The following is a 13,377-nucleotide window of genomic DNA, read 5'->3' as shown; positions in this document are numbered from 1 at the left end:
AATGAATAACACACCCTACAAACCAGCCCTTTTACCTAAAATGTACTGCGGCGTTTTTGGCCACAATTTTAAGGTATCTAAAAAAGTAACCTACCACGTAAGTGAATATACGTGCTCACATTGTAAAAAGCAATTAACCACGAGTAGCAACGGCGCTCTAATAGAGCTAACTCCAAAATTTAAAGAAATAAACAACATTTTGGAACGCATACACACCAGCCGCAAAAACCGCAACAGTAAAAGCGAAATACTGATTGAAAACCTATAACCCCAAAAATCATGTTTTACTACAACCTTCCATCAACATTAATGCGTCCGCACCGCAAAGAAGTGCTTCAATTAATAAAACGCATTGTTTTAGATTACAGCCTAAAGAATAATTAATCGAAGTTTTTCCAACCTTGAGCTATTAAAGGAATTCGAGTGTTTGAGCGCGTTACTAAATGTACACCTTCATTCTCATCCTTCATGTGCCCAATAATACTTAAGTGTGGATTTGCTTTAATTTTAGTAAAATCGTCTTGCGAAATAGTAAAAAGCAATTCGTAATCTTCACCTCCGTTTAAAGCAACGGTTGCGCTATCGATATCAAACTCCTCACAAACTGTAATTACAGTAGGATCTAGCGGAATTTTTTCTTCATATAAATCGCACCCAACCTTACTACTCTTACAAATATGTAAAATTTCTGAAGATAAGCCATCACTAACATCAACCATAGCTGTAGGTTTAACACCTAAATCTTTAAGTAACTTAGCAACATCTTTTCTGGCTTCAGGCTTTAACTGACGCTCAATAATATAAGTATAAGCCTCTAAATCTGGCTGACTATTTGGATTCACTTTATAAACCTCCTTTTCCCGCTCCAAAACTTGCAACCCCATATAAGCCGCTCCTAAATCTCCAGTAACAACTAACAAATCGCCCGGTTTTGCAGTACTTCTATAAACCTCATCACCTTTAACAACCTGCCCTATCGCTGTTACAGAAATTAACAAACCCGTGGTAGACGATGTAGTATCTCCACCAACGACATCAATATTATAAATTTTTGCAGCAGTTTCAATACCAGCATACAACTCCTCTACAGCTTCTAAAGGAAAACGATTAGAAACCGCAATCGACACCGTTATTTGAGTAGCCTCAGCATTCATGGCGTAAACATCAGATAGATTAACAACAACAGCTTTATAACCTAAATGCTTTAAAGGCATATAGCTTAAATCGAAATGCACATTTTCCACCAACAAATCGGTCGTCACTACTATGTTTTTATCGTCAAAATCTAAAACAGCAGCATCGTCCCCAATTCCTTTTACAGTGGAGCTATGTGAAATTTCGAAATTTTTAGTTAAATGCTCAATAAGTGCAAATTCACCTAAAGTGCTTAATGGCGTACGTTGTTGATTTTTATCTTCTATCATGCTGCAAAAATAAGAAGCTAATTTCGTTTTTAATAGAAAAACAAGAGCAAACCTTTTAGAATTACAAATATTAATTCAAGAACCTCTTGCAAAATAAACATTCCATAGTCACCAAAGCTAATCAACTCAATTAGAGCAAAACGCTAAAGCTCAATTGATTTCTTCAAATTAAAAGTACACCAGATTGACCATCCATCGATTTTTTCTCTTTAACGAACTAAATAAAAATGCATTTCATCGATTAATAATAATATTTCATCGATAATTTCGTCAATTTGCTTAAATTCGTAATCCCAAATACTATCAACTTATGGAACATAATTTACCTCTAAATATGTTTTGCGCCTCTTTTGGCCATAACTATTTTCTTATTGAACGTACAAGCTTTGAGATGTCTCAACTTATATGTAAATCTTGCGGTGCACAATTTAATTACAACACCAATGGTGATATTGTAAAAGCAAAAATGAATTACACCAATTTAGACGAGATTATAAAAATTTTACGACCAAGTTAATCTTTAAAATTTTCATTTTTCTTCATACTAAATTCAACTTGCATATTTCAAAAAAACGAATGAATTTCATATCAATTCTGCAATAGATTCATTTAAAAATCAGAACAATATGTAACCAAAAGCTAGTTCATAAAAAAAACCTATCAAGCTATATGCTAATATAATGTTAGGTTCTATGGAAATCCATGACTTATATTGTATATTTGCACTCTATTTAGAGCAAATCTAAATTCAAAAAATATGATAAAAGTTTCTGAAACAGCTAAAAAGAAAGTTATCGAACTTATGACAGACGATGGCTATAATCCTACCGAAGATTTTGTTCGTGTTGGAGTAAAAAGTGGTGGTTGTTCTGGCTTATCCTACGATTTAAAGTTTGATAAAGAAAATCAAGAAGACGATAAAGTTTTTATTGACAATGGTGTAAAAATCATTGTTGACAAAAAGAGTTTCTTGTATTTAATAGGCACTACCCTTGAATATTCAGGAGGATTAAACGGCACAGGCTTCGTTTTTAATAATCCTAACGCAAACCGTACTTGCGGTTGTGGCGAATCGTTTTCATTATAAAAAAATAAGAAAAGAATTATGTCGAAGTATACCGAGGATGATTTACGCGAAGAGCTAAAAACCAAAGAATACGAATACGGATTTTTTACCGATATAGAATCTGAAACATTCCCGATTGGTTTAAATGAAGATATTGTGCGCGCTATTTCTAAAAAGAAAGATGAGCCGCAATGGATGACCGATTGGAGATTAGAAGCATTTAAAGTTTGGAAAGAAATGGCAGAGCCAGAATGGGCGAATGTTAGATATACAAAACCAGATTTTCAAGCTATAGCCTATTATTCGGCTCCAACTTCTGTAGACCCTAACAAAACGTTAGATGATGTAGATCCTGATTTACTTGCTATGTACAAGAAATTAGGTATTTCTGTAGATGAACAGAAAAAAATGAACAATGTTGCTATGGATATTGTTGTAGATTCCGTTTCGGTTGCTACAACTTTCAAGAAAACATTAGGAGAAAAAGGAATTATTTTTATGAGTATTTCTGAGGCTATCAAAGAGCATCCAGAACTTGTAAAAAAACATCTAGGAACCGTTGTTCCTACTAAAGACAATTTTTATGCAGCTTTAAACTCTGCTGTTTTTAGTGATGGCTCTTTCTGCTATATTCCAAAAGGTGTTAGATGTCCAATGGAATTATCTACATACTTTAGAATTAATCAAGCAGGAACAGGACAATTTGAAAGAACTTTAGTAATTGCCGACGAAGGTAGTTATGTAAGTTACCTAGAAGGTTGTACTGCACCTAGCCGTGATGAAAACCAATTGCACGCAGCCGTTGTAGAGCTTATTGCTTTAGACGATGCTGAAATAAAATACTCAACCGTACAAAACTGGTTCCCTGGTAATGCAGAAGGAAAAGGTGGTGTTTACAACTTTGTAACTAAAAGAGGTTTATGCGAGAAAAACGCTAAAATATCTTGGACACAAGTTGAAACCGGTTCGGCTGTAACATGGAAATATCCTTCTTGTATATTAAAAGGAGATAATTCTGTAGGTGAGTTTTACTCTATCGCAGTGACTAATAATTATCAACAAGCCGATACAGGTACGAAGATGATTCATATTGGTAAAAACACAAAATCTACCATTATTTCCAAAGGAATATCTGCAGGTAAATCGCAAAACAGTTACCGTGGTTTAGTACAAATTGGCTCTAGAGCTGATAATGCACGTAACTTTTCGCAATGTGATAGTTTACTAATGGGTAATGAATGTGGAGCACACACCTTCCCATATATTGAAGCTAAAAACAAAACAGCCAAAGTAGAACACGAAGCTACAACAAGTAAAATTGGTGAAGACCAAATTTTTTACTGTAACCAACGTGGTATCGATACCGAAAAAGCAATTGCATTAATTGTAAACGGTTTTAGTAAAGAAGTATTAAACAAGCTACCAATGGAGTTTGCTGTTGAAGCTCAAAAATTATTAGAAATTAGTTTAGAAGGTTCTGTAGGATAACATCTATAAATCGATATAAATGAAAAAATTAGGCATTTTAGTTCTTTGTATTTCACTATTTGTGAGTTGTAAAAACGACAGCAAATCGACTGAAACCATATATCAAGATGATGATTTAACACTATTAAAAGGTGAATTTGTTTATTATGATGGTGCAGCTGTTTTACAAACAAGCACAGAAATTTACGGTGTATTTATTACCGACAAACTAGAAGAACTAAATAAGCAAGCTGAAGCCTTTAAAAAAAACAAAACCGATATGGTTACTGTTGAAATAAGAGGAAAAGTAACGCAAGAACAAGACAAAAAAATTCTTTGGGAAAACAAAGTTGAAGTCGTTAAGATTATTAGCGTAAAACCAGCACATAACGAAAACGAAGGCCTTGTAAAATTAGGCAGTTAAATAATAAAATTAAACACCGAATTCTAATTTGAAAAGAACACTCTTATCAAACAGGATTTAAAATATAAAGTATGTTAAAAATAAATAATTTACACGCAAGCGTAGAAGATAAAGGCATTCTAAAAGGTATTAACCTAGAAGTGAAAGCAGGAGAAGTTCACGCTATTATGGGCCCAAATGGTTCAGGTAAAAGTACACTAGCTTCAGTTATCGCTGGAAAAGAAGAATATGAAGTTACAGATGGTAACATCATTTTTGAAGGTGAAGATATTGAAGAATTAGCAGCCGAAGAGCGCGCACATAAAGGTGTGTTTTTATCGTTTCAATACCCAGTAGAAATCCCTGGAGTATCGGTAACTAACTTTATAAAAACAGCTATTAACGAATCGCGTAAAGCAAAAGGTTTAGGAGATATGCCTGCAAAAGACATGCTTAAACTTATTCGTGAAAAAGCCGATTTATTAGAAATGGATCGTAAATTTTTATCACGCTCGTTAAACGAAGGTTTTTCTGGTGGTGAGAAAAAACGTAACGAGATTTTTCAAATGGCAATGTTAGAGCCAAAATTAGCAATATTAGATGAAACCGATTCTGGTTTAGATATCGATGCATTACGTATTGTTGCAAATGGTGTTAACAAACTTAAAAGTAAAGACAATGCCGTAGTTGTAATTACACACTACCAACGTCTTTTAGATTACATCGTTCCAGATTTTGTACACGTTTTATACAATGGTAAAATTGTAAAATCGGGTGGAAAAGAACTTGCTCACGAGCTTGAAGAAAAAGGATACGATTGGATTAAAGAAGAAGTGAACGCTTAAAAACAGTCTCAGTATTCAGTAACCGTATGCAGTTGCCTACTCAAAACTGATTACTCAAGATTATAAAATATAGTAAACAGTTTAACTCTTAGATTTTCTTTTCCTGAAAAACTGAGACTGCCACTGAAAACTGAAAACAATGGATTTAAAAGAAAAATTAGTATCATCTTTTTTAGCATTTGAGAACAACGTAGATCTTGACACTCAAATACATGATATTAGAAACGAAGCTATAAAAACGTTTGAAGAAAAAGGTTTTCCTTCTAAAAAGGAAGAAGCTTGGAAATACACCTCTTTAAATAGAATTTTAAAAGAAGACTATAGTGTTTTCCCTAAACACGAAAACACAATCGATTATAAAGATGTAAAAAAATACTTTATTCACGATATAGACTCTTATAAAGTTATCTTTATAGATGGAAAATATTCGTCTTACCTATCTGAAACTACTCACGATGGTATAGATGTTTGTTTAATGTCTGCAGCTTTAACTAAGCCAAAATATCGTTTAGTTATAGAAAATTACTTTAACAAAGCTGCTACTAAAGATAGTTTACCATCTTTAAATACAGCATTTTCGCAAGAAGGCGCTTATATCCATATTCCAAAGAATAAATTGGTTTCAAAACCAATTCAAATTATACATTTCTCTACAGGAAGTGAAGCGGCAACTTTATCTCAACCACGTAATTTAATCGTTGTGGACGAGAACAGTCACGTTCAAATTATTGAGCGTCACCAAAGTTTAACCGACAACCCTGTACTTACAAATAGTGTTACCGAAATATTTGCTAACAAGCGTGCGATTGTTGATTATTATAAAATTCAGAATGATAATTCTAACGCATCACTTATTGATAATACATTTATCAAACAAAAAAGAGAAAGTGTAGCGTCTGTACATACATTTTCTTTTGGAGGTAAGTTAATACGTAACAACCTTAACTTTTATCAAAACGGAGAGCGTATTGATTCTATATTGAAAGGCGTTACTATTATTGGAGAAAAACAACACGTAGACCACAACACTTTAGTTCACCATATAGAACCAAACTGTGAAAGCCATCAAGATTACAAAGGTATTTTTGGAGACAGCTCAACAGGTGTTTTTAATGGTAAAATTATTGTAGATAAAGAAGCGCAAAAAACAAACGCTTTTCAATCTAACAATAACATATTAGTAAGCGATAAGGCAACGATAAACAGCAAACCACAATTAGAAATATTTGCAGACGATGTAAAATGTTCTCACGGTTGTACTATTGGGCAATTAGACGAAAGCGCTATGTTCTACATGCAATCTCGTGGTATACCAGAGAAAGAAGCTAAAGCACTTTTAATGTATGCCTTTAGCAACAACGTTTTAAGTTCGGTTAAAATACCTGAAATGAAACAACGTATTACTAAAATTATTGCAAACAAATTGGGTGTAAACATCGGATTCGATTTATAGTCTACATTTTAACCCTTATAATTTAAAAGTAATATTAGGAAAGCTCGTCTTTTGTAATGTTACTTTTTTGTTTAAATCAAACTCGTAGCTAAGCTATAACGTTCGATTTTAAGAAAAAAATAATAAACCCTTTACAGAAGGCACAATAAAGACCTTTTGTATTCAAACGAAAAAAAACATGCTTGACGTATCCAAAATAAGAGCCGACTTCCCTATTCTATCTCGACAAGTAAACAATAAACCCTTGGTGTATTTTGATAATGCAGCAACATCACAAACGCCACAACCCGTTATAGATGTTATTGTAGATTATTATAGCAACTACAACGCAAACATACATAGAGGTGTGCATACATTAAGTCAAGAAGCGACAGATAAATACGAAATAGCGCGCCAAACTATACAAACGCATTTTAATGCGAAGCACGCCCATGAAATCATTTTCACTTCGGGTACAACCCATAGTATAAACTTAGTGGCAAATGGCTTTTCTGCACTTCTTAAAAAAGAAGATGAAATTATTGTTTCTGCCTTAGAGCACCACAGTAATATTGTGCCATGGCAAATGCTTTGTGAACGTACAGGTGCCGTTTTAAAAGTAATCCCGATGAATTTGGAAGGTGAACTTATTATGGAAACTTATGATAATTTACTTTCAGATAAAACAAAACTAGTTTTTGTAAACCACATCTCAAATGCATTAGGTACTATTAACCCTATTGAATATATTATCAAAAAAGCACACGCTGTTGGAGCGGCTGTTTTAATAGATGGCGCTCAATCTTGCCCACATATAAAACCCGACGTGCAAGCTTTAGATGTCGATTTTTATGTAGCATCTGCTCACAAAGTTTGTGGCCCAACAGGTGTTGGTATGCTTTACGGTAAAGAAGAATGGCTAAAAAAACTACCTCCTTATCAAGGTGGTGGTGAAATGATTGCAGAAGTTACATTTGAAAAAACAACTTATGCCGACTTACCACATAAATTTGAAGCAGGAACACCTAACATTTGCGGAGGTATTGCCTTTGGAGCTGCTTTAGATTACATGAACAACATTGGTTTCGATAATATTGCAAGCTACGAAAACGAATTACTAGCCTATGCCACCGAACAATTATCAACCATAGAAGGTTTAAAATTTTACGGTACCGCTAAACATAAAACATCGGTAATCTCTTTTAATTTAGAAGGTATTCACCCGTATGATGTAGGTACTATTCTAGATAAATTAGGTATTGCTGTAAGAACTGGGCACCACTGTGCACAACCTATTATGGATTTTTACTGTATTCCAGGAACCATTCGTGCATCGTTTGCTTTTTATAATACAAAAGAAGAAATTGATGTTTTAGTTGAAGGTGTAAAAAAAGCAAAAATGATGCTGTCTTAAATTAGTTTGGCTTCATTTTTGAAACCAAATTATAAAAAATAAAACATGAAAATATTAAGTACTTTACTTTTCGCGATGCTCGTTATAACATCATGCGGAAACAAACCGAATGCGGAAAAGCTATCAGGTGAATTTCATATTATATCGCTAGATCAAAACTCGGAATTGCCAGAAAACCTAACCATCACTTTTGATGCCGAAGCTAAAAAGATATCGGGTTTTTCAGGATGTAATAATTTCTTTGGTAGCTTTACCGTAACAGATGGTGTTTTACAATTTGGCCAAATGGGATCTACTAGAAAAATGTGTGCTGGAGATGCTAATAAAATTGAAACTGAAATACTACAGATGCTTTCTAAAGTTAATACGTTTTCATTTGAAAATGATACATTGAACTTAAAAGCAGACGACGCTATTTTACTAAAAGCAAAAAAATAATTCAACTTAAGTTTTCTTTTCAGTAATAAAAACCTGAAAGCCCTTTGCACCACTCTAGACCACGTTGTTCTTCTTCCGAAGAAAAAAAATCAACACAGAAAGAGCAACCTATCTTTTAGGAAAACATTGAAAAGCAACTTCTATTATTGTATTTTTGTATAAAAATTTGTTATTGTGACTATTGAAGCTATTCAAAACGAAATAATTGACGAATTCTCAATGTTTGAAGATTGGGAAGAACGTTACCAATACATGATTGATTTAGGTAAAGATTTACCTATAATTAACGATCAATATAAAACTGAAAGCAACATTATTAAAGGTTGCCAAAGTAAAGTTTGGGTACATGCCGAATTAAACGACGATAAAATAGAATTTACCGCAGATAGTGACGCTATTATTACTAAAGGTATTATTGCTATTTTAATTCGTGTTTTTAACGATCAGCACCCAAAAGATATTATTGATGCCAACACTGATTTTATTGATAAAATTGGATTAAAAGAACATTTGTCTCCAACCAGAGCAAATGGTTTAGTAAGCATGATAAAGCAATTAAAATTGTATGCTATAGCTTACCAAACGCAAATAAAATAATAAGATTTCCGTTTTCACGGAAATAAAAACAATTAAAAAATGAGCGAAACAACCATAGATACAGCCGAATTAGGCGAAAAAATAGTTAACGTCCTAAAAACTATTTACGATCCAGAAATACCTGTTGACATTTACGAACTTGGTTTAATTTACGATGTATTTGTAAATGAAGATTACGACGTAAAAATATTAATGACTCTAACAACTCCAAACTGCCCAGTAGCAGAAACATTGCCTTTAGAGGTTGAAGAAAAAGTAAAATCTTTAAACGAAGTAAAGGGTGCCGAAGTTGAAATTACTTTCGACCCACCATGGACACAAGATTTAATGAGCGAAGAAGCAAAATTAGAGCTTGGAATGCTTTAAAATTAGTATTAAGTTTCTACTACATTTTCTAAATAATTATGGCAGACGAAATAATTAATCGCGTTGCGAATAGTAAATTAATCACGGTTAATCTTGAAGATTATTATCCTCAGGGCAACCGTGTTCTTTTTGATATCAAAGATTGGCTTTTTGAAGGCTTTGTTTTGCGTGAAAAAGATTTTAGAGCTCACGCATTAGAATTTAATTGGGAACAATACCAAGGTGCATATATAGCCTTAACATGCAGTACAGATGCAATTGTACCAGGCTGGGCCTACATGCTTTTAAGTATTCACTTAGAGCCTTTTGCTAAAAAAATTATTATTGGTAACTTAGACAATCTAGAAACAGCTATCTATCAAGATGTTATTAACGCTCTAGATGTTAGCGAGTTTAAAGACAAACCCATTATTATAAAAGGCTGTTCTAAAAAACCAGTGCCACAAAATGCTTATATTATGTTGGCCAATAAGTTGCAACCTTTTGCAAAATCTATTATGTACGGCGAAGCTTGCTCTTCGGTACCGCTTTATAAAAAGAAATAATTCCCAAATTTATTGTGACTTTCATATAAAATCTGCGTCTAATTTACGGATGCATTTTGTATAGCCTCCTTATAAACACAGTTTAAATTTAACTTATATTTGCACGAAAATTAAAACAAACTAAAAAATGAAAAAAACGTTATTATTACTTGCACTATCTATCGGAATGTTTTCGGTAAATGCACAAACTAAAGAAGAATTACACGCACAAAAAGCAGAAAAACAAGCTATTGCAGATGCTGCTCAAGGTGAAGCAAATGCTTTACAAGCTCAAATTGATGCACTTCCAGGTTGGAGAAAAGGTGCTTTTGGTACTATTGGTGGTAACTTATCTAACTTTAGCAACTGGTATTCTCAAGGCACACCAAACAACTCTTCGGGAACTATAGGTTTTACTTTAAATGCTTATGCGAACTTAATTGAAGATGATTTTTTCTGGAGAAACTCGTTAAACACAAATTTAAACTGGGTAAAACTAGACGACAAAGATAACGCTACTGATGATGACAGCTTTAACCCAACAACTGATGTTTTTAACATCTCTTCTTTATACGGTAGAAATGTTACTAAAACATTAGCTATTTCTGGTTTAGCAGAGTATAGAACAACTATATTAGATAACTTTAATGACCCTGGATATTTAGACCTTGGTGTTGGTGCTACATGGACACCTATTCAAAACTTAATCGTGGTGATCCACCCATTAAACTACAACTTTGTATTTGCTGATGGTGACTCAGTTTTCGAATCGTCTTTAGGCGCTAAAATAGTTGCAGATTACACAAGACAAATTGGAGCAATAAACTTTAAAACTAATTTATCTACTTTCCAAAGTTATAAATCTGGAGACCTATCTAACATTACCTGGACAAACTCTTTTAGCTACACACTATGGAAAATGATTGGTGTTGGTTTCGATTTTGGTTTAAGAAGCAACAAACAAGAAGCGCTTAACTATTCTATCGAAACGTTAGGTAACACTACTGAAACTTTTGATTCTGTAGATAACAAATTACAATCTTACTATACTGTTGGTTTAAGTTATAAATTCTAATAACTTTTTCCTTAACGGAAGAAACGAAAAACGCACATCGATTGATGTGCGTTTTTTTTGTTTTAACTATTCTTTATTCCCCTTAAATTTCCGTTGTTTCTTTTTACTACTGAAAATTCTTTTTAAGAACCCATCTCGTTTTTCTTCATTACAATCGAGATCGGAAACCACCTGATCGGTAGGTGTTTCAAAACGACTTTTTGTTATACCGTCGTATTTAGAGTCTTTATTCAATTTAGAATAAAACCTAGCAAATATAGGAAGTGCGGAATTTGCGCCTTGCCCTAGTCCTGTTGTTCTAAAACCAATGGCCTGGTTATCATTTCCAACCCAAGTTACCGTTACTAATTTTGGAGTAATACCGACAAACCAACCATCTTTATTATCTTGTGTTGTTCCGGTTTTTCCAGCAATATCATTATTTAATCCATAAGTAGATCTTAATCGAGACGCTGTACCTTTATTAACTGTAGATTGCATGATCTCTAACATAACCTGCCTTGTATAGTCCTTAAAAGCAGGCTCCGCTAATTCTGGCTTAAACTCTGCTATAATTCTACCGTTTCTATCTGTAACTTTAGTAATAGCGTAAGGCGTTACTGGTTTGCTATCGTTTACATAACTAGCATAAGCTCCCGTAAGTTCCTTTAAGTTAATTTCCGCAACACCAAGTGCTATAGAAGGTAAATTGGGTAACTCTTTTTTAATACCTATTCGTTTTGCTTGTTCTAATACCTTCGGAATTCCAACTTCATTTAAAACCTTTACAGCAATGGTATTAACAGAATTACTCAACGCCATTTCTAGATTATAGTTAATGTAGGGATCTTCGTTTTCACCTCCAGAATTTGAAGGCGTCCAATTATTAAAATTACTATAAGTAACCTCAGCTAAAGAAAAATAAGTACAAGGTTTCATTCCATTCTCGATAGCAGCTGTGTAAACAAAAGGCTTAAACGTTGAGCCTACTTGGCGTTCACTCTGCGACACATGATCGTATTTAAAATAACGATAATCAATACCCCCAATATAACTTCTTATCGCTCCTGTTTTTGGCTCAACGCTTAACATACCCGTATTCAAAAACTTTAGATAATGCTGTAAACTATCTATAACACTTGTTTTTTTAATAGTATCTCCTTCCCACTGAAACAATTCAGTATCCTGCTTAATAGAGAGTGAGTCTATAATTTGAGCTTCAGTTAAACCAGCTTCTTTATACAATTTATATTGCGGTGTTCTTTTTAGAGCTGCATCTATTAATTGCTTATTCTTTTGCCATGGCGCTACATTTCCGTAAGAACGCTCAAAACTACTTTGCAACGCTATAAGGTGCTCTTTCATGGCTTCTTCTGCCATTTTTTGCATACCCATATCCAAAGTGGTGTGCACTATAAGTCCGTCCCGATATAAATCGTAAGACTCTCCATTAGGCTTTTTTATACTATCTAAAATAACCGCTAATTCCTTTTTAACCTGCGCTCTAAAATAAGGTGCAACACCCACATCATGGTTAAACGATTTATAATCTAATCCCAAAGGTTTATCGGCATAAAACGCAGCAGTATCTTGAGGCATATTTCCGTATTTAACCATTTGGTTAAGTACAACATTACGTCTATCTACACTTCGTTCTGGATGTAATCTTGGATTGTAATAATTATTAGCTTTTAAAGAACCGACCAAAGCAGCAGCTTCATCTATAGAAAGTTCAAACGCTGGTTTATTAAAAAATTTACGTGAGGCACTTTCAATACCATAAGTATTATCAGGAAAAGGCACCGTATTGAAATACATAGTAAGAATCTCATGTTTAGAGTAAATAGTTTCAATACGTTTCGCTATAATAGATTCTCGAAACTTATTAATCACCATACTAAAAAAGCGATAATTATTTCTACCGTATAGATTTTTTGCTAACTGTAAAGTTATGGTACTTCCGCCTCCAGCAGATTTATCTTGAAGTAAAATGCTTTTTACAAAAACCCGCATTAAACTCACGTTATCAATACCGTCGTGTTCAAAAAAACGAACATCTTCGGTATTAACTAAGGCATCAATAAGATGTTTTGGTAAATCTTCAAAATGCAGCGGTTGCCTATCATAAACATAATATTTACCAATAAGTTTCCCTTCTTGATCTAAAACCTGAGTAGCTTCTTCCTGCTTAATAAAACTTAATTCTGCAGATGTTGGCATTTTACCAAAAGCCCCTAAATAAATACTGATGTAGAGGCCTATAAAAAATACTAAAATGGAAATGAAACCAACAAGAGCCAGTTTCACCCATTTATTTCTAAATAAACTTTTAAGTAATGCCATATGT

15 protein-coding genes are annotated in these 13,377 nt (G+C 33.6%); 13 read left to right on the top strand and 2 right to left on the bottom strand.

Going from position 1 to position 13,377, the window contains the following annotated elements:
• Position 1: 1 nt before the first annotated feature.
• Positions 2 to 268: a hypothetical protein gene (locus DFQ06_RS11910; RefSeq protein ID WP_074937375.1), complete on the top strand. Its 267-nt coding sequence runs from the start codon at positions 2 to 4 to the stop codon at positions 266 to 268.
• 112 nt (positions 269 to 380) lie between these two features.
• Here DFQ06_RS11910 and thiL read toward each other — a convergent pair whose 3' ends face one another.
• The gene (thiL, locus tag DFQ06_RS11905) at positions 381 to 1,424 is read right to left on the bottom strand and encodes a thiamine-phosphate kinase (RefSeq protein ID WP_133967878.1); all 1,044 of its coding nucleotides are present in this window, start codon (positions 1,422 to 1,424) and stop codon (positions 381 to 383) included.
• 310 nt (positions 1,425 to 1,734) lie between these two features.
• On the opposite strand from thiL, the gene DFQ06_RS11900 reads away from it, so the two are divergent.
• The 12 genes from DFQ06_RS11900 to DFQ06_RS11845 all read left to right on the top strand — a co-directional run bounded on the left by DFQ06_RS11900 (position 1,735) and on the right by DFQ06_RS11845 (position 11,051).
• Complete coding sequence (locus DFQ06_RS11900) at positions 1,735 to 1,941, top strand: hypothetical protein (RefSeq protein ID WP_042497728.1); 207 nt, start codon at positions 1,735 to 1,737, stop codon at positions 1,939 to 1,941.
• Between the two features lie 240 nt (positions 1,942 to 2,181).
• Entirely contained in the window at positions 2,182 to 2,511 is a 330-nt protein-coding gene (locus tag DFQ06_RS11895) for a HesB/IscA family protein (protein ID WP_074937377.1), read from the top strand.
• Positions 2,512 to 2,529: 18 nt separating this feature from the next.
• A complete protein-coding gene (gene sufB, locus DFQ06_RS11890; RefSeq protein WP_074937380.1) occupies positions 2,530 to 3,978 on the top strand; it encodes a Fe-S cluster assembly protein SufB in 1,449 nt (482 codons plus the stop codon).
• 19 nt (positions 3,979 to 3,997) lie between these two features.
• Positions 3,998 to 4,381, top strand: coding sequence for a hypothetical protein (locus DFQ06_RS11885; protein ID WP_042497731.1), 384 nt, complete (start codon positions 3,998 to 4,000; stop codon positions 4,379 to 4,381).
• 71 nt (positions 4,382 to 4,452) lie between these two features.
• On the top strand, positions 4,453 to 5,205 hold the full coding sequence (gene sufC, locus DFQ06_RS11880) for a Fe-S cluster assembly ATPase SufC (RefSeq protein WP_042497735.1): 753 nt from the start codon (positions 4,453 to 4,455) through the stop codon (positions 5,203 to 5,205).
• Between the two features lie 139 nt (positions 5,206 to 5,344).
• Positions 5,345 to 6,658, top strand: a complete 1,314-nt coding sequence (gene sufD, locus DFQ06_RS11875; protein ID WP_042504648.1) for a Fe-S cluster assembly protein SufD — start codon at positions 5,345 to 5,347, stop codon at positions 6,656 to 6,658.
• A gap of 178 nt (positions 6,659 to 6,836) precedes the next feature.
• Positions 6,837 to 8,051, top strand: coding sequence for an aminotransferase class V-fold PLP-dependent enzyme (locus DFQ06_RS11870; RefSeq protein ID WP_042504647.1), 1,215 nt, complete (start codon positions 6,837 to 6,839; stop codon positions 8,049 to 8,051).
• Positions 8,052 to 8,096: 45 nt separating this feature from the next.
• Entirely contained in the window at positions 8,097 to 8,489 is a 393-nt protein-coding gene (locus tag DFQ06_RS11865) for an META domain-containing protein (protein WP_052415340.1), read from the top strand.
• Positions 8,490 to 8,663: 174 nt separating this feature from the next.
• Positions 8,664 to 9,086 (top strand): SufE family protein, encoded by a 423-nt coding sequence (locus DFQ06_RS11860; RefSeq protein ID WP_042497737.1) that lies wholly within the window; start codon positions 8,664 to 8,666, stop codon positions 9,084 to 9,086.
• Between the two features lie 39 nt (positions 9,087 to 9,125).
• Complete coding sequence (locus DFQ06_RS11855) at positions 9,126 to 9,452, top strand: DUF59 domain-containing protein (RefSeq protein WP_042497739.1); 327 nt, start codon at positions 9,126 to 9,128, stop codon at positions 9,450 to 9,452.
• Positions 9,453 to 9,490: 38 nt separating this feature from the next.
• Positions 9,491 to 9,997, top strand: a complete 507-nt coding sequence (locus DFQ06_RS11850; RefSeq protein WP_042504646.1) for a DUF2480 family protein — start codon at positions 9,491 to 9,493, stop codon at positions 9,995 to 9,997.
• 127 nt (positions 9,998 to 10,124) lie between these two features.
• On the top strand, positions 10,125 to 11,051 hold the full coding sequence (locus DFQ06_RS11845; RefSeq protein WP_133967876.1) for a DUF3078 domain-containing protein: 927 nt from the start codon (positions 10,125 to 10,127) through the stop codon (positions 11,049 to 11,051).
• 66 nt (positions 11,052 to 11,117) lie between these two features.
• Here DFQ06_RS11845 and DFQ06_RS11840 read toward each other — a convergent pair whose 3' ends face one another.
• Entirely contained in the window at positions 11,118 to 13,373 is a 2,256-nt protein-coding gene (locus DFQ06_RS11840) for a transglycosylase domain-containing protein (RefSeq protein ID WP_133967874.1), read from the bottom strand.
• Positions 13,374 to 13,377 lie beyond the last annotated feature (4 nt).

Origin of the sequence: Algibacter lectus (assembly GCF_004368925.1) — a bacterium.
In the GTDB taxonomy this organism is placed as follows: domain Bacteria; phylum Bacteroidota; class Bacteroidia; order Flavobacteriales; family Flavobacteriaceae; genus Algibacter; species Algibacter lectus.
The sequence above is the reverse complement of the archived record's forward strand: the minus strand, read 5'-3'. Positions and strand labels throughout refer to the sequence as shown.

What these genes read in the sequence shown, in the direction of transcription:
- DFQ06_RS11865 (WP_052415340.1), top strand. Translation starts at nt 8,097, where the DNA reads ATGAAAATATTAAGTACTTTACTTTTCGCGATGCTCGTTATAACATCA.
- thiL (WP_133967878.1), bottom strand. Translation starts at nt 1,424, where the DNA reads ATGATAGAAGATAAAAATCAACAACGTACGCCATTAAGCACTTTAGGT.
- DFQ06_RS11900 (WP_042497728.1), top strand. Translation starts at nt 1,735, where the DNA reads ATGGAACATAATTTACCTCTAAATATGTTTTGCGCCTCTTTTGGCCAT.
- DFQ06_RS11850 (WP_042504646.1), top strand. Translation starts at nt 9,491, where the DNA reads ATGGCAGACGAAATAATTAATCGCGTTGCGAATAGTAAATTAATCACG.
- DFQ06_RS11895 (WP_074937377.1), top strand. Translation starts at nt 2,182, where the DNA reads ATGATAAAAGTTTCTGAAACAGCTAAAAAGAAAGTTATCGAACTTATG.
- DFQ06_RS11885 (WP_042497731.1), top strand. Translation starts at nt 3,998, where the DNA reads ATGAAAAAATTAGGCATTTTAGTTCTTTGTATTTCACTATTTGTGAGT.
- DFQ06_RS11910 (WP_074937375.1), top strand. Translation starts at nt 2, where the DNA reads ATGAATAACACACCCTACAAACCAGCCCTTTTACCTAAAATGTACTGC.
- DFQ06_RS11845 (WP_133967876.1), top strand. Translation starts at nt 10,125, where the DNA reads ATGAAAAAAACGTTATTATTACTTGCACTATCTATCGGAATGTTTTCG.
- DFQ06_RS11855 (WP_042497739.1), top strand. Translation starts at nt 9,126, where the DNA reads ATGAGCGAAACAACCATAGATACAGCCGAATTAGGCGAAAAAATAGTT.
- DFQ06_RS11870 (WP_042504647.1), top strand. Translation starts at nt 6,837, where the DNA reads ATGCTTGACGTATCCAAAATAAGAGCCGACTTCCCTATTCTATCTCGA.
- sufB (WP_074937380.1), top strand. Translation starts at nt 2,530, where the DNA reads ATGTCGAAGTATACCGAGGATGATTTACGCGAAGAGCTAAAAACCAAA.
- sufC (WP_042497735.1), top strand. Translation starts at nt 4,453, where the DNA reads ATGTTAAAAATAAATAATTTACACGCAAGCGTAGAAGATAAAGGCATT.
- DFQ06_RS11840 (WP_133967874.1), bottom strand. Translation starts at nt 13,373, where the DNA reads ATGGCATTACTTAAAAGTTTATTTAGAAATAAATGGGTGAAACTGGCT.
- sufD (WP_042504648.1), top strand. Translation starts at nt 5,345, where the DNA reads ATGGATTTAAAAGAAAAATTAGTATCATCTTTTTTAGCATTTGAGAAC.